This is a genomic window from Cupriavidus laharis (genome assembly GCF_914271435.1).
In the GTDB taxonomy this organism is placed as follows: Bacteria; Pseudomonadota; Gammaproteobacteria; order Burkholderiales; family Burkholderiaceae; genus Cupriavidus; species Cupriavidus laharis.
The window spans coordinates 56135-76813 of the sequence record NZ_CAJZAI010000003.1 but is presented as its reverse complement, the minus strand read 5'-3'; the positions used below and the strand labels follow the sequence as shown (position 1 = coordinate 76813).

General features: G+C 65.8%; 19 protein-coding genes. 6 read left to right on the top strand and 13 right to left on the bottom strand.

Annotation, left to right across the window (positions count from 1 at the left end):
* Window positions 1–33: 33 nt before the first annotated feature.
* On the bottom strand, window positions 34–1362 hold the full coding sequence (locus LDO29_RS07615) for a putative bifunctional diguanylate cyclase/phosphodiesterase (protein WP_224079597.1): 1329 nt from the start codon (window positions 1360–1362) through the stop codon (window positions 34–36).
* 418 nt (window positions 1363–1780) lie between these two features.
* Here LDO29_RS07615 and LDO29_RS07610 point away from each other — a divergent pair, with 418 nt between their 5' ends.
* Window positions 1781–2566, top strand: a complete 786-nt coding sequence (locus tag LDO29_RS07610) for a DUF4397 domain-containing protein (RefSeq protein ID WP_224079190.1) — start codon at window positions 1781–1783, stop codon at window positions 2564–2566.
* 81 nt (window positions 2567–2647) lie between these two features.
* On the opposite strand, the gene LDO29_RS07605 is transcribed toward LDO29_RS07610, so the two are convergent.
* The 4 genes from LDO29_RS07605 to LDO29_RS07590 form a co-directional block, all read right to left on the bottom strand.
* Window positions 2648–2944: a helix-turn-helix transcriptional regulator gene (locus LDO29_RS07605; protein ID WP_224079189.1), complete on the bottom strand. Its 297-nt coding sequence runs from the start codon at window positions 2942–2944 to the stop codon at window positions 2648–2650.
* A 244-nt stretch (window positions 2945–3188) separates the two neighbouring features.
* Window positions 3189–4691 (bottom strand): tripartite tricarboxylate transporter permease, encoded by a 1503-nt coding sequence (locus tag LDO29_RS07600; protein WP_224079188.1) that lies wholly within the window; start codon window positions 4689–4691, stop codon window positions 3189–3191.
* A gap of 12 nt (window positions 4692–4703) precedes the next feature.
* Window positions 4704–5165 (bottom strand): tripartite tricarboxylate transporter TctB family protein, encoded by a 462-nt coding sequence (locus LDO29_RS07595; RefSeq protein ID WP_224079187.1) that lies wholly within the window; start codon window positions 5163–5165, stop codon window positions 4704–4706.
* 424 nt (window positions 5166–5589) lie between these two features.
* Entirely contained in the window at window positions 5590–7080 is a 1491-nt protein-coding gene (locus LDO29_RS07590; RefSeq protein WP_224079186.1) for an MATE family efflux transporter, read from the bottom strand.
* Window positions 7081–7229: 149 nt separating this feature from the next.
* Between LDO29_RS07590 and LDO29_RS07585 the strand changes: the two genes are divergently transcribed.
* Both LDO29_RS07585 and LDO29_RS07580 read left to right on the top strand, forming a co-directional pair.
* Window positions 7230–10646, top strand: coding sequence for an adenylate/guanylate cyclase domain-containing protein (locus tag LDO29_RS07585; protein ID WP_224079185.1), 3417 nt, complete (start codon window positions 7230–7232; stop codon window positions 10644–10646).
* 23 nt (window positions 10647–10669) lie between these two features.
* Entirely contained in the window at window positions 10670–11296 is a 627-nt protein-coding gene (locus LDO29_RS07580) for an HD domain-containing protein (protein ID WP_224079184.1), read from the top strand.
* Here LDO29_RS07580 and LDO29_RS07575 read toward each other — a convergent pair.
* On the bottom strand, window positions 11277–12323 hold the full coding sequence (locus LDO29_RS07575; RefSeq protein WP_224079183.1) for a patatin-like phospholipase family protein: 1047 nt from the start codon (window positions 12321–12323) through the stop codon (window positions 11277–11279). The two genes, LDO29_RS07580 and LDO29_RS07575, sit on opposite strands and share 20 nt — an antisense overlap.
* A 229-nt stretch (window positions 12324–12552) precedes the next feature.
* On the opposite strand from LDO29_RS07575, the gene LDO29_RS07570 reads away from it, so the two are divergent.
* Window positions 12553–13980 carry an NAD-dependent succinate-semialdehyde dehydrogenase gene (locus LDO29_RS07570; protein ID WP_224079182.1) on the top strand — a complete coding sequence of 476 codons (1428 nt, stop codon included), beginning with the start codon at window positions 12553–12555 and terminating at the stop codon, window positions 13978–13980.
* Between the two features lie 51 nt (window positions 13981–14031).
* On the opposite strand, the gene LDO29_RS07565 is transcribed toward LDO29_RS07570, so the two are convergent.
* The 6 genes from LDO29_RS07565 to LDO29_RS07540 all read right to left on the bottom strand — a co-directional run bounded on the left by LDO29_RS07565 (window position 14032) and on the right by LDO29_RS07540 (window position 19642).
* On the bottom strand, window positions 14032–14397 hold the full coding sequence (locus LDO29_RS07565) for a cytochrome C oxidase subunit IV family protein (RefSeq protein ID WP_224079181.1): 366 nt from the start codon (window positions 14395–14397) through the stop codon (window positions 14032–14034).
* Between the two features lie 8 nt (window positions 14398–14405).
* Window positions 14406–15101 (bottom strand): heme-copper oxidase subunit III family protein, encoded by a 696-nt coding sequence (locus LDO29_RS07560; protein ID WP_224079180.1) that lies wholly within the window; start codon window positions 15099–15101, stop codon window positions 14406–14408.
* A gap of 17 nt (window positions 15102–15118) precedes the next feature.
* Window positions 15119–15766 carry a cytochrome c oxidase subunit 3 family protein gene (locus tag LDO29_RS07555; protein WP_224079179.1) on the bottom strand — a complete coding sequence of 216 codons (648 nt, stop codon included), beginning with the start codon at window positions 15764–15766 and terminating at the stop codon, window positions 15119–15121.
* Complete coding sequence (ctaD, locus tag LDO29_RS07550; RefSeq protein WP_224079178.1) at window positions 15763–17520, bottom strand: cytochrome c oxidase subunit I; 1758 nt, start codon at window positions 17518–17520, stop codon at window positions 15763–15765. Before ctaD ends, LDO29_RS07555 begins: the two co-directional genes overlap by 4 nt.
* A gap of 10 nt (window positions 17521–17530) precedes the next feature.
* Entirely contained in the window at window positions 17531–18832 is a 1302-nt protein-coding gene (locus LDO29_RS07545; protein WP_224079177.1) for a c-type cytochrome, read from the bottom strand.
* A 306-nt stretch (window positions 18833–19138) separates the two neighbouring features.
* Window positions 19139–19642 carry a hypothetical protein gene (locus LDO29_RS07540; protein ID WP_224079176.1) on the bottom strand — a complete coding sequence of 168 codons (504 nt, stop codon included), beginning with the start codon at window positions 19640–19642 and terminating at the stop codon, window positions 19139–19141.
* 282 nt (window positions 19643–19924) lie between these two features.
* Between LDO29_RS07540 and LDO29_RS07535 the strand changes: the two genes are divergently transcribed.
* Together LDO29_RS07535 and LDO29_RS07530 are read left to right on the top strand one after the other, a co-directional pair.
* Window positions 19925–20107 (top strand): hypothetical protein, encoded by a 183-nt coding sequence (locus LDO29_RS07535; RefSeq protein ID WP_211958527.1) that lies wholly within the window; start codon window positions 19925–19927, stop codon window positions 20105–20107.
* Between the two features lie 46 nt (window positions 20108–20153).
* A complete protein-coding gene (locus tag LDO29_RS07530; protein WP_224079175.1) occupies window positions 20154–20312 on the top strand; it encodes a hypothetical protein in 159 nt (52 codons plus the stop codon).
* 43 nt (window positions 20313–20355) lie between these two features.
* Here the strand turns inward: LDO29_RS07530 and LDO29_RS07525 are convergent, their stop codons facing one another.
* Window positions 20356–20553, bottom strand: a complete 198-nt coding sequence (locus LDO29_RS07525) for a rubredoxin (RefSeq protein ID WP_224079174.1) — start codon at window positions 20551–20553, stop codon at window positions 20356–20358.
* Window positions 20554–20679: the final 126 nt, after the last annotated feature.

Here is a 20679-nt window from a genome sequence, read left to right as displayed (position 1 = left end):
AACGGCTCAGGCGCCGATCCAGGGGGCCAGCCGTCAGTAATCCGATTGTTCGCGCAAGTGCTCTGTCAGGCGCTCAGCTGGCATGGGACGGCCATACAGGTAGCCCTGCGCCTCCCAGCAGCCGTTAGCCAGCAGGAATTCACGCTGCTCGACCGTTTCCACGCCTTCGGCCACCACCCCGATCTGCAGGCTTTGCCCGACGTTGATGACGGAGCGGACGATGGCGGCATCCACCGGGTCCTGCGTCACGTTGCGCACGAAGGACTGGTCGATCTTGAGCCGGTCCACCGGGAACGACTTGAGGAAGCTCAGTGAAGCGTAGCCCGTGCCGAAATCGTCGCAGGTCAGGGTCACGCCGTCGCGGCGCAGCGCCTGGAGCTGGTCGGACACCTCGTCGCCCTGCTGCAGGGCGATGGTTTCGGTGATCTCGATCTCCAGGCTGGCGGGCGGCAGTTCCAGGGCACGCAAGACATGGCGCACCTCGGTCACCAGACGGCTTTCGGCCAGTTGCGCCGCGAACAGGTTGATGGCCACGCGCGGCGCCTGCGGCAGGGTCAGCGACCACGCGCGCGCCTGCGCGCAAGCCGTCTGCAGCAGCCACATGCCGACGTCGCTGGCCACGCTGCTGGCCGCCAGCGCATCGATGAAGCTGGCCGGCGGGAGCAGGCCGCGCGTCGGGTGGCGCCAGCGCAGCAGCGCCTCGGCCCCCATGATGCGGCCATCGCGCAGGTCGACCTGGGGCTGGTAGTGCAGTTCGAACTGACGCTGCGCGTACGCCTCGTGCAGCGCCTGGACCAGCGACAACCGCGTGGTCACATCCTGCCGCATCTGCGGCTTGAAAAACCGGATGGTGCGCCCGCCATCGTGCTTGGCGCGGGCCAGCGCCAGGCTGGCCGCCGCGAGCGCGTCCGACGCGAGATCACCGGCGGCGGGCATCACGCAGGCGCCGATACTGGCGAGCACGTGGTGGCGGCGCCCGCTGTACTCGTGCGGGACGGAAAGCATGGAAAGAATGGCGGCGCCAACGTGCCGCACGAGGGTCGGGTCTGAGATAGACGGCAGCAGCACCGAGAACTCGTCGCTGCCGATGCGGGCGATCACGGCATCGCGCGGCGATGCGTCGCGCAGCCGGCGTGCCACGCCCTGCAGGATCAGATCGCCCTCGGCATGGCCGTGCATGTCGTTGAAGGCGCGGAAATCGTCAATGCCGATCAGCAGCAATGCGCAACGGGGCACTGCCTCGCTATGCAGGCGCGCCTCCAGCCGTTTTAGGAATCCCGGACGATTCCCGACCCCAGTCAGCGGATCGGTCTCCCCGTCTGGCGAAGCGCCAGCCGCCTTCGCCCCCGACTTGGCCACCATCCCTGCCCCATTTGCGATTATCGACATTGTTACCAGATCTGCGATTCTGGAAGTGTGACGAAAACCATGGAAAAAGCAAGCGCTTCCGGAAAACCGGCCGTGCGCCAATGCAGCGTTGCAACGGCCGGCCCCGGACTGGCGGGCAGCGTTGAATCGGCTCCGGGATGACAGTACCCTGCCGCGCATCGCCGCATCGTGGTGCCGCCAGGAACCTCCCCCTGTGGGAATTCTCCGACACCGATTTCGGATACCCGCGCCTGCCTCCCTCCAGAGTTCCTTCCTATCGTTGCATCAAGGCCACACGCAATCACGTGATTGCGCCACCAGCCTGATGGCATGCCCAGCCCACGCGGCCGCCGCGCAACCGTGGCCGTGCTGTCGCTCGCCCCAATGCAACGCAACGGAAAGAGGTGACTCCATGCTCCGCTCAAAGACCAGCCTTATCCTGGGTCTCGCACTCGCCGCCACCGCGGCACTCACCGCGTGTGGCGGTGGCGACGATGACATCGGTGACCGCATAGGCGTCAGCAAACCCACGGTGCGCGTGATGCATGCCATACCGGGCGGCCCGAACGTCGACGTACTGCAGAACGGCGTGAAGACTAACCTCCTGAACGAGCCGTACAAGTTCGTATCGACCTACTTCAACGTCGAGGAAGGCAATCAGTTGTTCGCGTTCAACGTAGCCAACACCAGCACGGAACTCGGCAAGGCGACCGTGAACACCCACACGGGCCACAAGTACACGGTGGTGGCCATGCCGGGCAGCGAAAGCGCCGCGGACGTGATACAGATCGATGACCCGTTCGAAGTAGGCCTGTTCTCGGACAAGGCGCGTGTCAGGGCACTGAACGCATCGTTCAATGCGCAGAACGTGGACATCTACGTGACCGTGCCAGCCGCTGACCTGAACACCATCACGCCGACGTTCTCAGCCGTGGCGTTCAAATCGGCAGTGCCTGCCTCCGGCCAGGATTCGATCAACCTGAACGGGGGCACCTACCGGCTGCGTATCACGACCGCCGGCAGCAAAACCGTGATCTTCGATTCCGGCGCGCTGACGCTGGACAACAACGCCGACTGGCTGATCACGACCCTTCCCGTGGATGGCATCAAGGCTACGCTGCCTAACCGCATCAAGGTGCTGGTTGCACGCGGCAATGACGAGTCGCAGGCCGGCCTGGAACTGGTGACGCAGCAGTAAGCCGGTGGCCGCGTCGCCGCCCTGAAACGCAACGGGCCCGCAGCAGCGGGCCCATTTTTATTGTCTGCGGATGCGGCGGTGTCAGCCGTCGGCGCTGCCGTCGCGCTTGAGGATATCGAGATGGGACAGGTAGCGATCCAACTCGTCGCGTCCGCTGTCGGTGATGCAATACACCCGGCCGCTGCCTTCGACCAGTTCGGCCGTGATCGCACGCGCGATCATCAGGCTGCGCAGGATCGGCCGCAGCGAGCGGATGTTCAGTTCGATGCCGTATTCGCGCAGCCGGTCGACCAGGTTCATCACCGTCGACGGGCTCGCATGCACGAGCTTGAGGATGAAAATCCGGGAAAAGACCCGGTCAAGGGAAGGCGGTTTCATCGGCGCCGGCGAAGCTCCCACCCCACTACACCGGAATGCATGGATCCGGTGAAGGGCCGGAGCGGAATTCCTGTTCATCATGCGCGGCCCATGACTGCTGCCGCAGTCGGGCACTCTCTTCTTCAGCCATCGTTGCGTACGGAGGCTTCCGCCGCTGCAAGGAAAAGCGGGGTGCACGAAGGCACCCCGAATGCTTGCGTCGTGTACGCCGCCCCGGGGCGGCGTAGTTCCGGAGCGCCGGGGGCTACTCTTCCTGGAACGCCTCTTCGCGCTTGGCCTTGATCGACGGCAGCGCCACCACCGCCACCAGCGCCGCAGCGGCGACCAGCAGGCCAAGCGACAGCGGGCGAGTCACGAACACGCTGAAGTCACCACGCGACAGCAGCAGCGAACGGCGGAAGTTCTCTTCCATCATCGGCCCCAGCACGAAGCCCAGCAGCAGCGGCGCCGGTTCGCACTTGAGCTTCAGGAACAGGTAGCCGACCACGCCGAAGCCAGCCGCCATGAAGACGTCGAAGGTCTGGTTGTTGACCGAGTACACGCCAATGCCGCAGAACACCAGGATGGCCGGGTACAGGAAGCGGTACGGCACGGTCAGCAGCTTCACCCAGATGCCGATCATCGGCAGGTTCAGGATGATGAGCATCAGGTTGCCGATCCACATCGAGGCGATCAGGCCCCAGAACAGCGCCGGGTTGCTGGTCATCACCTGCGGGCCGGGCTGGATGTTGTGGATGGTCATCGCACCGACCATCAGCGCCATCACGGCGTTGGGCGGAATGCCCAGCGTCAGCAGCGGGATGAACGAGGTTTGGGCCGCGGCGTTGTTGGCCGATTCCGGACCGGCCACGCCTTCGATAGCGCCCTTGCCGAATTCGTGCGAATACTTCGAGGTCTTCTTCTCCAGCGAGTAGGCCGCGAACGAAGCCAGTGCCGCACCGCCGCCCGGCAGGATGCCCAGCGCCGAGCCCAGCATCGTGCCGCGCAAGACGGCAGGCGCCATGCGCTTGAAGTCTTCCTTGGTCGGCCACAGGTTGGTGACCGCGTCGGTGAAGGTTTCGCGGGATTCCTTCTGCTCGAGGTTCGCGATGATTTCCGCGAAACCGAACATGCCCATCGCCAGTGCGACGAAGTCGATGCCGTCGGTCAGTTCCGGCACGTCGAACGAGAAGCGCGCCGCGCCCGAGTTCACGTCGGTGCCGATCAGGCCCATCAGCAGGCCCAGCACGATCATCGCCACGGCCTTCGACAGCGAGCCCGAGGCCAGCACCACGGCACCGATCAGGCCGAGCACCATCAGCGAGAAGTACTCGGAGGGACCGAACTTGAAAGCCAGTTCCGACAGCGGCGTGGCAAACGCGGCCAGGATCAGCGTGGCCACGCAGCCGGCGAAGAACGAACCCAGGCCAGATGTGGCCAGCGCCACGCCGGCGCGTCCGCGCCGGGCCATCTGGTAGCCATCGATGGTAGTCACCACCGACGACGATTCACCGGGCAGGTTCACCAGGATGGCGGTGGTCGAGCCGCCGTACTGTGCACCGTAGTAGATGCCGGCCAGCATGATCAGCGCGGCCACCGGCGGCAGCGTGTAGGTCACCGGCAGCAGCATGGCGATGGTGGCCAGGGGCCCCAGGCCCGGCAGCACGCCGATCAGCGTACCCAGCACACAGCCCAGGAAGGCATAGGCGAGATTCTGCAGCGACAGCGCTGTGGAGAATCCCAGTGAAAGGTGTTCGAACAATTCCATCTCGGCGCTCCCTTAACCGGTGATGAATGCAGGCCACACCGGCATCTGCAGGTTGATGCCATACACGAAGGCGCCCAGGCTGATCAGCACGAGCACCACGCTGTTGAGCAATGCGCCCTTCCAGCTGAACTCGTGGCTGGCCATCGACGAGACCAGCACCAGCACGAACACGGAAAGCACCATGCCCAGCGGCTTGAGCAGCAGGCCGAACAGCACGACCGAACCCAGAATCCACAGCAGGGTCTTCAGGTCCCAGCGCGCGAGGTGGTCTTCCTCGCCCTTGCTGGACAGCGACGAGAGCATCACCAGCCCGCCCAGCACGGCAAGCACCAGCCCGAGCAGGAACGGAAAATATCCGGGGCCCATCTTCGCGGCGGTTCCCATGGAATAGCCGCGTGCGACCCAGGAAAAGCCCAGACCGACCAGAATGAACATCAGGCCGGAGGCAAAGTCCTTTTGGCTACGTATGCGCAAAACGATTCTCCTCAAAGTTCACGAAATCCCTTGCCGGTTCCGCGCGCTGGCTCTGCCGCGCGAACTGCCGCATGCAAGCGCATGCCCCGACGGTTGACCGGAACCTTAGAGACGCGATCTTTCAGCCGCCTTTCATTTGTCTTCGATTAGGGGTATTCACCAATGCACCGCGAACGAGGCAAGCCAGCGCTTGCGTATGTGACCAAATACATCACAACATGATGTATTTTTTCGATGCCGGGCAGTGCTTGAAAGGAGAGTCAGGAAAGGCAGACGCACGCCGTTGCCATCCGGCATCGGCGCGGTATTTGGAAGAAAATCTTGCGCGTGCAGACATCGCCCGCAAGCACGCGGGCGAACGCGTCCGTTGCCACGGAAACCGGCAACGGACGCAACGATGCCACGCCGATCTTTCGATTGGCTTTCAACGTACGGTTTCCACGGTACGGGGCGGCGGTTCGTCCGCGTCGGCCACCGGGCCGGCGTCTTCGCACGGTGTGCCCATGCTCGTGTCGGGGGCCTGCCCCACTGCTTCGGGCGCATGCGGCGGTACCGGCAGGATATGGCTCGCGCGCCAGTTGCCGAAGCGGTAGTAGCCTCCGGCCAGCACGACCGACACCACGGACCCCAGCGGAAAGCTCCACCAGATCGCCTCCGCGCCCCAGCTCTTGCCCAGGCCCCACGCAAAGGGCAGCCGGATCACCCACATCGACAGGAACAGGATGACCAGTGGCGCCATCACGGCACCGGTGGCACGCACGGTACCGAAGATCACGATGGTGAAGCCGAACAGGATGAACGACCACAGCACCACCACGTTGATGTGCTGCGCGATGCCGATGGCCACGCTGTCGGTGCCGAGAAACAGGCCGAGCGAGTGGCGGTTGAACAGGTAGATCAGGCCCACGAGCGCGCCGGTCATCAGCGTGTTGAACAGCAGCCCCACCTGCGTGATGCGCGCTACGCGCAGCCACAGGCCCGCGCCCACGTTCTGCGCAACCATGGACGAAACGCTCGCCCCCACCGCCAATGCCGGCATCTGCACATACGTCCACAGTTGCGAGGCAACGCCATAGGCGGCGGTGGTCTGCGAACCATAGCCGTTGACCAGCGACATCATCACGATCGCCGAGGACGAGATCACCACCATCTGCAGGCCCATCGGCAGCCCCTTGGCCACCAGCGCGCGGAGGATGGCCGGGTCCGGCCGCAGCAGGGCCAGTTGCCCGCGGTGCAGCAACAGGAAATGGCGGCGGCGGTAGAGCAGCGCGATCATCGCAACCAGGCTCGTCAACTGCGCGATCAGCGTGGCCAGCGCCGAGCCGGCAATGCCGAGTGCCGGCAGCGGGCCCACGCCGAAGATCAGCACCGGGTTGAGCACCACGTCGAGCACCGCCGACAACAGCATGAAGTAGAACGGCGTGCGCGAATCGCCCGCGCCGCGCAGCGTCATCATCACGAAGTTGTAGAAGTACATGAACGGCAGCGCGACGAAGATGATGCGCAGGTAGGTCACCGCCAGCGGCGCGGCGTCTTGCGGGGTCTGCATGGCCGCCAGGATGTCCGGCGTGAAGATGAAGCCGAAGACCGACGCGGCCACGGACAGCAGCACGAAGAAGGTGGTGCTGGTGCCGACGATCTGGCGCGCCTCGTCCAGGTCGCGCCCGCCGACCGCCTGCCCGATCATGATGGTGTTGGCCATGCTGATGCCGAACACTACGCCCAGCAGGAAGAACAGGATGATATTGGCGTTCGACGTGGCTGTCAGCGCCGCCTCGCCCAGAAAGCGCCCGACCCAGACCGAGTTGATCGAGGCATTGAGCGACTGCAGGATATTGCTGCCGAGCACCGGCAGCGAAAACAGCAGCAGCGTGCGGCCGATGGGGCCGGTGGTGAGTCTGGCGTCAGGCTTCATGTTGTCCTTGTGTCGTCCTTGCTGCAGGAGGTCAGCCCGCCAGCATACGCGATCCCCCTGCCGGCCGTTGCCTGCCTTGCCAACGGCGCGGATCGCGCGTCTAATGGATCGAAGCCGGGTTCGGACAGGCCAGGGCGGCAGGAGGCTATATGCGCTGCACAAATTGCGGGTTCGAGAACCTCGCAAAGGCCAACTTCTGCGAGGAGTGCGGCGCCGCGCTGGCAAGGGCCTGCCCGCAATGCGGCGAGCCGGCCGGCCCGATGGCGAAGTTCTGCCGCGGATGCGGCGCCTCCCTGGCCGGCCTTGCCGCCGCGCAGACGCCCGTCCCGGCATCGGCCGCCGCTCCGGTCCAGTACACGCCGCCCCATCTGGCCGAACGCATCCTCGCCGAACGCGCGGCCATGGAAGCCCGCGGAGAAGCCGCGGGCGAACGCAAGACCATCACCGCGCTGTTCGCCGACATGGCCGGCTCGACCGCGCTGACGCAGGATCTGGATCCCGAGGAAGCCCGGCGCCTGATCGACCCCGTCGCCGCGCTGATGATGGAGGCCGTGCACCACTACGAAGGCTATGTGGCCAAGTTCCTGGGCGACGGCATCCTGGCCCTGTTCGGTGCCCCCATTGCGCATGAGGACCACGCGCTGCGCGCGCTGTACGCGGCGCTGCGCATGCAGGACGCGATGCGCCGCCACAGCGACCGCGTCCGCCTTGAACTGGGCATCCCGCTGCAGATCCGTGTCGGCATCCACACCGGCGAAGTCGTGGTGCGCTCGATCCGCAAGGACGACCTGCATACGGACTACGACCCCGTGGGGCACACCATTCACATCGCCTCGCGCATGGAAGGCGTGGCCACGCCGGCGTCGATCCTGATCAGCGAGTCGACCCACAAGCTCACCGAAGGCTATTTCGAGTTCAAGGCGCTCGGCACCACACATGTCAAGGGCGTGCGCGATCCGCTCGCCGTCTACGAGGTGCTGGGCCTCGGGGCGCTGCGCACGCGCCTGCAGGTTGCGGCGCACCGCGGGCTGGCGCGCTTCGTGGGCCGCCACACCGAGCTTGAGCGCCTGCACGCGGCGCTGGAGCTGGCCAGGGCCGGCAAGGGGCAGATCGTCGGCGTGGTCGGCGAGGCCGGCGTGGGCAAGTCCCGCCTCTTCCATGAGTTCAAGGCAAGGTCGCGGCAAGGCTGCCTGGTGCTGGAAACGTTCTCGGTATCGCACGGCAAGGCCTTTGCCTACCTGCCGCTGATCGAGCTGCTGAAGAACTATTTCCAGGTCACCGCGCAGGACAATGACCGGGCCTGCCGCGAGAAGGTCACCGGCAGGCTGCTGACGCTCGACCGCTCGCTGGAGGCGCATCTGCCCTACCTGCTCTACCTGCTTGGCAGCAGCGAGCCCGGCTCGACCTTGCCGACCATGGACGCCACCCTCCGGCGCCAGCGGACCTTCGAGGCCATCGCCCAGCTGCTGGTGCGCGAAAGCCAGAACCAGCCGCTCGAGCTGATCTTCGAGGACCTGCAGTGGCTGGACAGCGAGACAGAGGGCTTTCTCGACATCCTGGTCAACCACGTACCGGACGCCAGCATCCTGCTGCTGGTCAACTACCGCCCCGAGTATGCGCACGACTGGCATGCCCGCGGCGCCTACACGCAGCTCCAGCTCGAACCGCTGGGCCCTGCCGAGGCCCAGGGGCTGCTCACTGCGTTGCTGGGCGACGACCGCAGCCTGGTCCCGCTGAAGCGGCTGATCCTCGACAAGACCGAAGGCAACCCGTTCTTCATGGAGGAAGTGGTCCAGACGCTGACCGAGGAAGGCGTGCTGCTGGGACAGCCCGGCAATTTCCGCATCGAACAGGCACCGGCCCTGCTGCACATCCCGACCACCGTCCAGGGCGTGCTGGCTGCGCGTATCGACCGCCTGCCCGTGGCACAGAAGGAACTGCTGCAGACGCTGGCGGTGATCGGCAAGGAATTCTCGCTGGGCCTCATCCGCCACGTCACCGGGCAGGACGACGACGCGTTGCGCCCGCCGCTAGCGGCGCTGCAGGCCGCAGACTTCATCTACGAACAGCCTGCCTTCCCCGATGTGGAGTACGCGTTCAAGCACGCGCTGACCCAGGAAGTCGCGGGCCACAGCCTCCTCACCGAGCGTCGCAGCGCGCTGCACGAACGTACCGCGCATGCGATCGAGTCCCTGTTCCCGAGCCGGCTGAAAGACTACTGCGGCGAACTTGCCCACCACTACAGCCTCAGCGGCAATGTGCCGAAGGCGATCGAGTACCTGCACTGCGCCGGCCAGCAGGCTCTGCAGCGCTCGGCGCTGCCTGAAGCGATCGGCCACCTGGGCAAGGCCATTGCGCTGCTCAAGCGGCTGCCCGACACGCCCGAGCGCGTGCGGCAGGAGCTCTCCCTGCTGCTGACGCTGGGCCCCGCGCTGATCGCCACCCGCGGCCAGGCGGCCACCGAGGTGGAGGCCAACTACCGGCGCGCGCTGGCCCTGTGCGAACAGGGCGAGCCCACGCCGCAGGTCTTTTCCGCGCAGCTCGGGCTGTGGGCGTTCTATCAGCTGCGCGCGCAGTACAACGTGGCGCTGCCGCTCGGCAAGCGGCTGCTCGGCATGGCCATGCGCTCGCAGAAGGCCGACCAGCTCGCCGAGGGGCACCGCGTGCAGGGGTCCACCACGTTCCGCCTGGGCCAGATCAGCGTGGCCCGCGATCACATGGAACAGGTGCTGGCCGTGCAGCGGCCTGACCAGTCGTCCTATGATTTCCTGCTTGGCTACGGGCGCGACCCGGCCGTGCATGCCATGGCCTCGCTGGGCTGGATCCTGTGGTACCAGGGCCTGCCGGACCTGGCACGTGCGCGCTCGCTTGAAGCGCTGGCGCTGGCCAGGCAGCGTCCCGACGCGTTCAGTCTCGCCCTGTGCCTGATCTTCGCCGCCGAAGTGCACCTGTGCCGGCGCGAAGTGCAGCAGGTGCGCGAGTTTGCCGAGGCAGCCATTGCCATTTCCGGCGAACAGGGCTTTCCGATCTACCTGGCATGGGGCACGGTGCTGCAGGGCTGGACGGTGGCCGAGCGCGGCGACCATCAGGCAGGCATCGCGCAGATGCGGCAAGGCCTCGACGCGTATGCTGCGACCGGTGCATCGCTGGCGAGGCCGAGCCTGCTGGGCTTGCTGGCCGACGCGCACGGCATGGCCGGAGAGTTCCGCGCCGGCCTGGCGCTGCTTGACGAAGCCATGCCGCTTGCGGAGCAGACCGGCGAACGGCTGGACGCCTCCATGCTGCTCCGGTTGAAGGGGGAACTGATCCTGGCCGAGTCCGGCAACGGCGGGCTGGCCGGGCAAGAGACCGAAGCCTGCTTCCACAAGGCCGTCGCCATTGCACGCCATCAGGGCGCCAGGTCGCTGGAGCTGCGCGCCGCGCTGAGCCTGGCACGGCTGTGGTGCCGCCATGGCAAGCCGGATGCCGCGCGCCAGGTGCTTGCCGGCATCTATGGCGCCTTCCGGGAAGGCTTCGACACGTCCGACCTGCAACAAGCCCGGGCCTTGCTGGAAGAGGTCGGCTGAACAAGGCGCCGCCAAGGAAGCCCATGAACCGGTTCCAGGCCCGCTTCGAGTCACTGTGGATGCGCTGCGGCGGCCAGCGTGCTCGGGACACCTATGCCGAACTGTCGGCGCACTACACGGGGCCAGGCCGTTACTATCACACCCTGTACCACGTGCGCCGCTGCCTGCGCGACCTGGACTGGGCCCGCGCATGGATTCCCGATGTCGACGCCGTGGAGCTCGCACTCTGGTGCCACGACGTCATCTACATACCGGGCGCGCCCGACAACGAGGCGCGCAGCGCGGACTGGTTCGTGTGCCGGGCCGACGGACGGATTGCCGGGGCGGACCGCGTTGCAACCATGATCCTGGACACCACGCACACCGGAGTCCCCGCCGATCTGGCCGGGTGCTACGCGGCCGACATCGACCTGGCGACGCTCGGCAGCCCCGGCACCCGGTTCCGCCGCAATGCAATGCTGCTGCGCGCCGAGCGCCCGGACATGAACGACATTGGCTACGACGCAGCCGAACGCAAGTACCTGGGCAGGCTCCTGGCCCGCCCGCGCCTCTACCACACCGACCTGTTCCACGACCGCTATGAGGCACCCGCAAGGCGCAACCTTGCACTGCGGCTTGCTCAGCCAGTGCTCACAGAAATTCCCCGCTGATATCTACGCTGGACCGCTGCCCGACGTGGTCGTAGTTGTGCTCCAGCCACGTGCCGGCATGGTCGCGGCCCTTGTCGCGCAGGAAGCACAGGAACTTCCAGTCCGCGTTGTACTTGCTCGATACGCCGAGCGCGGCCATGGTCTCGTCGTTGCGGACCGAATGGATGCGCATCTCCTTCATCTCGGCCTGGTCGACCTTGCCCTGCTGGATCAGCGAGGTCACGAAGGCAATGGCACGCATCTCGCGCATCAGTGACGAATTGAAGCTGACCTCGTTGACCCGGTTGAGGATATCGGCGGCGGTCCTTGGCACGCCCGGGCGCACGATGGGATTGATGTGGACGATCACGACATCGTGCGTCTTGCACTGGTAGATCAGCGGGAAGATGGCCGGATTGCCGACGTAGCCCCCGTCCCAGTAGTACTGGCCATCGACGGTGACGGCCTGGAACAGCGTCGGCAGGCAGGCGGAGGCCAGCACCGCCTCGATGGACATGTCTTCCCCCGAGAAGATGCGTATTTTCCCGGTTTCCACGTTGGTCGCGCACAGGAACAGATGGCAAGGGCACTGCCGGCGCAATGCCTCGAAATCCACCTGGCTGGCCAGCACGTCCCGCAGCGGGTTCATGTTGTGCGGATTGAACTGGTATGGCGACATGATGCGCAGCACCATGTCGGCCATCGCATACAGCGGCGAGTTGTCCAGGCCGAAGCTGTGGCCGCCTTTCATCCAGGGCATCCAGCGGAACGGGCTGTAGCGTTCGGCCGAGCGCGCAATGGCGAGCCAGAAGTCGTGCAGCGCCTGGCGGGCGCCTTCAGGTCCGCCCTTGAGCATCCCGTAGGCAAGCACGGCCGCATTCATGGCGCCGGCGCTGGTGGCGCTGATGCCTTCGATGGCCAGCCGGCCGTCCTCGAGCAGCCGGTCGATGACGCCCCACGTGAATGCCCCGTGCATGCCGCCGCCCTGCAGGGCCAGCGCGATGGGTTTCTGTTCGCCGCTGGCACGATTGCCCGAGTTTCCATCCATGGCGTGGCTCCTGGTATGCGGCCGGGGGGACGCGCCCCCGTAGCGACCCTTTTTCGTAAAGTGTAGTGAAGATGTGGCCCCGTCGCCGCCGGTTTGCATGCGGCCACCCGCCACAAGCCTGCCCTGGCCGCCGCCAGCACGATCGGCGCCGACGCGTTAAGCTAGCGGACTTGGCGGCGCGCATCGACGCACCGCCGGAACATCAGACACGACCACCAGGAGAACACGCATGTACCAGGATCTTGCCCTCTACATCGACGGGGAATTCATCAAGGGCGGCGACCGGAAAGAGCAGGACGTGCTCAACCCCGCCACCCAGGAAGTCCTGGGCAAGCTGCCGCATGCCAGCCGGGCCGACCTGGACCGCGCCCTGGCCGCGGCCCAGCGTGCCTTTGAGAGCTGGAAGAAGACTTCGCCGCTGGAGCGCGCGAAGATCCTGCGCCGCGTGGGCGAACTGGCACGCGAGCGCGCAAAGGACATCGGCCGCAATATCACGCTGGACCAGGGCAAGCCGCTGGCCGAGGCGGTCGGCGAAGTCATGGTCTGCGCCGAGCATGCCGACTGGCACGCCGAGGAATGCCGCCGCATCTACGGCCGCGTGATCCCGCCGCGCCAGCCCAACGTGCGCCAGATCGTGGTGCGCGAGCCGATCGGCGTGTGCGCAGCCTTCACGCCGTGGAATTTCCCGTTCAACCAGGCCATCCGCAAGATCGTGGCGGCCGTGGGCGCGGGCTGTACGCTGATCCTGAAGGGTCCGGAAGACTCGCCCAGCGCCGTGGTCGCGCTGGCGCAGCTGTTCCATGATGCCGGCCTGCCGGCGGGCGTGCTGAACATCGTGTGGGGCGTGCCGGGCGAGGTATCGACCTATCTGATCGAGTCGCCGATCGTGCGCAAGATCTCGTTCACGGGCTCGGTGCCGGTGGGCAAGCAGCTTGCCGCGCTGGCCGGCGCGCACATGAAGCGCGTGACCATGGAGCTGGGCGGGCATTCGCCGGTGCTGGTGTTCGATGATGCCGATATCGAGCCCGCCGCCGAGATGCTGGCGCGTTTCAAGCTGCGCAACGCAGGCCAGGTGTGCGTTTCCCCGACCCGCTTCTACGTGCAGGAAAAGGCCTATGACAAGTTCCTGGCCCGCTTCACCGAGGTGATCGGCTCGATCAAGGTCGGCAACGGGCTCGAGGAAGGCACGCAGATGGGCCCGCTTGCGCACGAGCGCCGCGTGCTCTCGATGGAGCAGTTCCTGGACGATGCCAGCCACCGCGGCGGCAAGGTCGTGGCCGGCGGTTCGCGCATCGGCGACAAGGGCTACTTCTTCGCCCCGACCGTGGTGACCGACCTGCCCGATGACGCCAGGCTGATGGTCGACGAGCCGTTCGGCCCGGTCGCCCCAGTCACCCGCTTCAAGGACACGGCCGAGGTGCTGCGCCGCGCCAACAGCCTGCCGTACGGGCTGGCCTCATACGTCTTCACCAATTCGCTGAAGACCGCGACCGAGGTGTCCAACGGGCTGGAAGCCGGCATGGTCAACATCAACCATTTCGGCATGGCGCTGGCCGAAACGCCGTTCGGCGGCATCAAGGACTCGGGCATCGGCAGCGAAGGCGGCCTGGAGACGTTCGATGGCTACCTTGTCACCAAGTTCATCACGCAGGTCTGACGCTGCCCTGCCGGTGCGTGCCGTCCGCCTGGACGGCACCGCCATGCCACGTCAGTGGAAGAACACGCCACGCGTCACAAACGTGTAGTTGGCCTCTTCCGCCATCAGCCAGACAAGGATCAGCAGGCACAGCGGCGGCACCAGGATCGCGCAGATCAGCGCCATGCGCTCCCAGGCCATATGCATGAAGACGGCGACGATCAGGCCGGCCTTCATCACCATCAGCAGCAGGATCAGCGTCCAGCGCAGGTAGCCGGTGAAACCGACGTAGTCCACCAGGTAGGACAGCGTGGACAGCACGAACAGCAGCAGCCAGATCTTCAGGTAGAGGCCGATGGGGTGCTGCTGGCCGGTGTGCGCCGTGTTGTCGGGCTCGTGTGCTGTGCCGGGGGCGGCCGGAGTCGGAGTGGAAGCCATGGCAAGCCTCACCAGAGGTAGAACAACGCAAAGATGAACACCCAGACCAGATCCACGAAGTGCCAGTACAGGCCAGCAATCTCCACGATCTGGTAGTTGCCGGTGGCCTCGTACCGGCCGCGCAGGACCTTGGTGGCCACGATCAGCAGGTAGATCACGCCACAGGTCACGTGCAAACCGTGGAAGCCGGTGATCATGAAGAAGGTCGAGCCGAACTGCGGTGCCCCCATGGGGTTGCCCCACGGACGCACGCCCTCATCGACAATCAGCTTGGTCCATTCGAAGGCCTGCATGCTGACAAAGGTAGCGCCGAACAGCGCGGTCACCAGCATCAGCGTCGCGCATTGCCGCCGCTGGCGCCGGTAGGCGAAGTTGACCGCCATCGCCATGGTGCCGCTGCTGGTGATGAGCACGAACGTCATGATCGCGATCAGGAGCAGCGGCACGTCGTGCCCTCCGACATGCAGGCCAAAGACTTCGCTGGGATTGGGCCAGGGCACCGTGGTCGCCATGCGCACCGTCATGTAGCCCGTCAGGAAGCAGCTGAACACGAAGGTATCGGACAGCAGGAAGATCCACATCATCGCCTTGCCCCACGACACCTTGAAGGCGCGCTGGTCGGACGACCAGTCCGCCACCAGGCCGCGCAGGCCCGTGGCGACGGCACTGGGCGCGGCGGGCTGCGATGAGACGTTCGAAGACATGGGATCTCTCCTCAGCGCTACGCGGTGCCGCAGATGTAGCGCACGATCTCGGGCGTGAGCCAGCCCAGCGCGGCCAGCAGCACGGCCCACACCGCGAGCAGGAAATGCCAGTATCGGGCGCACAGCGTCAGGCGCAGTACGGCACCTTCGCCACTGCCCCGGAATCCCGCCGCCAAGGCCCAGCCCGCCAGGCCGCCGATCACGTGCAGCCCATGCATGGCGGTAAGCAGGTAGAAGAAACTGCCTGCCGGGTTGTTCGTCGGACCGACGTGGATGGCTTGCAGCGCATGCCATGCCCATAGCTGCGACGCGACAAAGGCGGCCGCCCCCAGTCCGCCCAGCCGCAGGGCCCGCCGCGCCCCGGGCATGCGGCCCGCGCGCGCCAGGCGCACCGCTGCCTGCATGGCCACGCTGCCGGCCGCCAGCAGCGCGGTGGACAGCCACACCTGCCACGGCAACGCAATGCGCTGCCAGTCGGGGCTATCCATGCGCATGGCATACGCCGTCAGGAACAGCGCAAACAGCACGGTGACCACGCCCATGAAGACCCACAGCCCGATGCTCGCCGGCGCGCCGCCGACCTGCCCGTTGCGGGTCTTGCCGTCGCCGGACGGACTGCCGCCGAACTCGTCGCGGCTGACCTTGTAGACGGCTTCGGCGTTCATGCCACGGCTCCGCGGCTGGCGTGCGGCTCGGGCTCGGCGCCGCCCTCTTCCGGCGGCGCGTTCTGCGCAATGAAATCCTCCTTCGCACCGGGCACGCTGTAGGCATAGGCCCAGCGGTACGCCACCGGCTGGTGCGGGCCCCAGTTGCCGTGCACGGGCGGCGTCTGCGGCGTCTGCCACTCAAGCGAGGCCGCACGCCAGGGGTTGCCGTCGGCCTTGCGCCCGTGCCGCATGCTCCAGGCCAGGTTGAAGACGAACAGCAGCTGGGCCGCCGCCACGATGAAGGCCGCGATCGAGATGTACATGTTCATCACGTGCGCCGATTCGGGAATGAACGCGTAGTTCTCGTAAGCGTAGTAGCGCCTCGGCATGCCCAGCACGCCGAGGTAGTGCATCGGGAAAAAGATCGCGTAGGTGCCGACGAAGGTGATCCAGAAATGCACGCGGCCCAGGGTGTCGTCGAGCATGCGCCCCGTCACCTTGGGGTACCAGTGGTAGATGCCGCCGAACACCACCAGGATCGGCGACACGCCCATCACCATATGGAAGTGCGCGACCACGAAGTACGTGTTCGACAGCGGGATGTCCACGCTTACGTTGCCGAGGAACAGTCCGGTCAGCCCGCCGATGACGAAGGTGCTGATGAACGCGATCGCGAACAGCATCGGCACCGAGAAATGGATGTCGCCGCGCCACAGCGTGATGACCCAGTTGTAGACCTTGATGGCCGTGGGAATGGCGATGATGAGCGTGGTGGTGGCGAAGAAGAAGCCGAAGTACGGGTTCATGCCGCTCACGAACATGTGGTGCGCCCACACCACCACCGACAGCACGCCGATGGCCAGGATGGCCCACACCATGGTGCGGTAGCCGAAGATACTCTTGCGCGCATGCACGCTCACCAGGTCCGAGACGATGCCGAACGCCGGCAGCGCGACGATATACACCTCGGGGTGGCCGAAGAACCAGAACAGGTGCTGGAACAGCAGCGGGCTGCCGCCCTTGTAGTCGAGGTGCTGGCCCATCGACACCATCGCCGGCATGAAGAAGCTGGTGCCGAGCGTCTTGTCGAGCAGCATCATGATGGCCGAGACGAACAGCGCCGGAAACGCCAGCAGTGCGAGGATGGTCGCCATGAAGATGCCCCACACCGACAGCGGCATGCGCAGCAGCGTCATGCCCTCTGTACGGGCCTGCAGTACGGTGGTGACGTAGTTCAGGCCGCCCATGGTGGCAGCGACGATGAAAATGGCCAGCGACACCAGCATCAGGATGATGCCCCAGTCATGGCCCGGCGTGCCGGGCAGGATGGCCTGCGGCGGATACAGCGTCCAGCCCGCCCCGGTGGGGCCGCCCGGCACGAAGAAGCTGGTCAGCAGCACGATCACCGACAGCAGGTAGACCCAGTAGCTGAGCATGTTCAGGAACGGGAACACCATGTCGCGCGCCCCGACCATCAGCGGGATCAGGTAGTTGCCGAAGCCGCCGAGGAACAGCGCGGTCAGCAGGTAGATCACCATGATCATGCCGTGCATGGTGACGAACTGGTAGTAGCGGTTGGCGTCAATGAAATCGAACTTGCCGGGGAACCCGAGCTGCATGCGCATCAGGTTCGACAGCGCCACGCCCACCAGCCCCACCACGATGGCCGTGATGGTGTACTGCACGGCAATCACCTTGTGGTCCTGGCTCCAGACGTAGCGGGTCCAGAAACTCTGTGGTGCGTGGTGGTCGGCATCGTCGGCGTAAGCCATGCGTCTCTCCTCACTTCGTCGCCGCCTTGGGCGAGGCAGACGGCGGCACTACGGCGGCATTGGACGTCGTGTAGGCGCCGGAAGCCGCCGGCGCCGCCTGGGAGGGGTTCGTGGCCGCGGAAGGCGCCCCTGCCGGCGCCCCCGCCGGCGCGGTCCCCGCGCCCTCGCCGCTGCCCTGTGCGCGGATATACGCCATCAGGGCACTGACCTCGTCATCGGTCAGCGGTATCTTGGGCATGACTGGGCCGAACCCCTTGACCAGGCGGGCCTGCGGATTGGTGATTTCCTCTTTCAGGAAGGCATCGTCAACCGGTGCGCTGCTGCCATCGGCAAAGGTCTCGGTCTTGCCGTACAGGCTTTTCCAGGTCGGTCCCACGCCGGGGTTGCCATCGACGCTGTGGCAACCCGCGCATCCCTTGCTCTGCGCCAGCGCATGGCCCTTCTCCAGCAGCGCGGCGTCGGCACCGCCGCCCGCCGCTGCGGCTGGCGGCGCAGCGGCCTTGGCCAGCGTCATCGCAAAGGTCGGCTGCTTCGCCAGCCACGCATCGAAGGCGGCCTGCTCTTCCACCACCACCATGCCGCGCATGTTGTAGTGACCGATGCCGCAGAGCTGCGCGCACAGGATCTCGAAGCGGCCCGCCTTCGTCGGCGTGAACCAGAATGATGTCACCATGCCCGGCACCATGTTCATGCGCGCACGGAACGGCGGCACGTAGAAGTCATGCAGCACGTCGCGCGAGCGCAGCAGTACCTTGACCGGCCGGTTCAGCGGCAGGTGCACTTCCGGCCCGCTGATGACGATGTTGTCCTGCCCGCGCGGATCATCCGGATTGAGGCCAAGCGGGTTGCTGCCGCTGATGAAGCGCGGGTCGGTCGTGCCAAGCTGGCCGCTCTTGCCGGGGAAGCGGAATGCCCATTGCCATTGCTGGCCGACCACTTCCATCACCATTGCCTCGCGCGGCGGCCGCACGTAGTCGGCGTAGACGAACAGGCCCGGCGCCAGCAGCGCCATGACGCCGAGCGCCGTGCCGGCGGTGAGCCAGACTTCGAGCTTCTTATTCTCGGGATGGTAGTCGGCACGGTGGCCGGGTTTCCCGCCTTGCCGCGGCGCATCATGACGGAAGCGCCAGACGATGTAGCCGACGAACAGGTTGATGCCGATGAAGAAGATCCCCGTAATGACCAGGGTAATGGTGAGCGTGTCGTCCATCTGCTTCCAGTTGGACGCCAGCGGGGTCGCCCACCACGGGCTCAGGAAATGAAAGAGCACCGAAGCGACGACAATGACTACGAGTGCGATGGCAATCGCCATATCCACCCTCCTCCTCGCACGTGGCGAGGGCTGCGAAGGTCACGCAGGATTGAGATAAGACTAGTGCATGTCGTCAGGTCACTGCAAGGCGACACGGGCGAGCGCGCGTGCCGCATTGCACAAGCTGCCGCACGCACTTGCGCATGCGCGGCAGCCAAGGAAAAAACGGCGGATGGGACATCCTCGCCCACCCGCCGTTGTCGTCGCGCGCGGCCCGTGTAGTAGCAAAGCGCGCGGCAAAATCAGCGATCTTGCGGTGCGGCGCTCGTCAGGCGCCAACCCACTGGCAGCGCGCGCACGCAGCGCTTAGTGCGATACATCCTTGCTTTCCAGCTTCCAGTAGCACACGGCCGCCACCATGCCGAAGACCAGGTGGCCAACCAGCGTGTGCCATCCCCGTGCATCGGCGAACCACGTGAAGAAGCGTGTCATGACATGGAAGTCGAACAGGTAGACCGCCAGGCCGAACACGGCGCCCGCGAGCATGACCATGCGGATGCTTGAATCCAGCTGGAACGGCGCGACGATCACGGCAAGCACCATCCCCAGCACGGCGCCCAGCACGAAGTGGATGACCAGTGCGGCAACCACGGTCCCCACGCTGAACAGCGAGGTCTGCAACACGTCCGGCCCCATCAGGATCGCGGCGATCATGCGCGTGGTACCCCACGGATTCACGCCCGACACCATCGTGGACCAGAACAGCTCCAGCACCAGCAGCAACGCGCCGGCCGCCAGCCCGGAAGCCGCGGCCGCGGTCCAGTCCGGCGAGCGCCGCACGTAATGGTGCGAATGCATGTGAAGTTCCATAGCCACCTCCGCCTCTCTGTATCACGGAACATGCCCGCGTATTTGCTCAGCATAGGACACGCGGGTCGCAGGATTAGACCCGGTGGGGCGAAAAAGATGCCGGAATCCACGCTGTGCCACATATCGCGCGCCGGCAGGTGGCATGGACGGTACGCGGCTTGCGGCATCGTAGTGCGCTACAGCGGTGCTGCACGGCATGCGGGTCAATCCCGATGCATGCCGCCGTTCATTCGCCACACACTGCCTATACTGGTGTCATAGACAGAGAGACAGGAGACCGCCATGTGGCATTTTCAGGCGCACGATCTTGTATTCCTGATCCCGATGGCACTGGTAGGCGTGATCGCCATGGGCTCGATCCCGGTGACCGCCAGGTTCCTGCGTATCAGCTGCCGCACCATGGGCGCGCTCATCGGCGCACTGGTGGCTGTGCTGGTACTGGAGGCCTTGCCGCTGCTGATCTGAGCCGCAAGGCCCGGTCGGTACTTGTCGAGAGAGAGGAGGGCCGCCCATGTCGATCGGCCTTATCGCCGCTGTCATGGCGGCACTGCTGTGCATGACCGTCGGGGTCGCACTGTGGCGATGCACCCATCCTTACCGCATGCGCTACCGGCGCTGTGCGCGGCAACGGCAGCGCGTCGGCATCTGCCGCCACGCAGCCCGCCACTGAGGCCTGTCCGCGTCATGCGCGTTGCCGGCGGATGCCGGCAACGTCACAGTTCGATCATGGCAAATTCACCCTTGCCGACGTCACATTCCGGGCAGCGCCAGTCATCGGGGATCTCTTCCCAGCGGGTGCCAGGTGCGATGCCGTCTTCCGGACACCCCAGTTCTTCGTCATAAACCCAGCCGCAGATCACGCAAACCCAGGTCTTGTAGGCAACGGCCTCTTCAAGCTGCTCCTGCTGCAAAACGCTCTCCCAAGACGGCCGCCCGCTGGCGGCCCGATTCATTTTCCGGGCCGAATCATACGCGGTTTTTGCGGCCGGCGAGCGCGCGAGGCCGCCGGCGCCAGCACGGCGCCGGCCTTTCGGCTG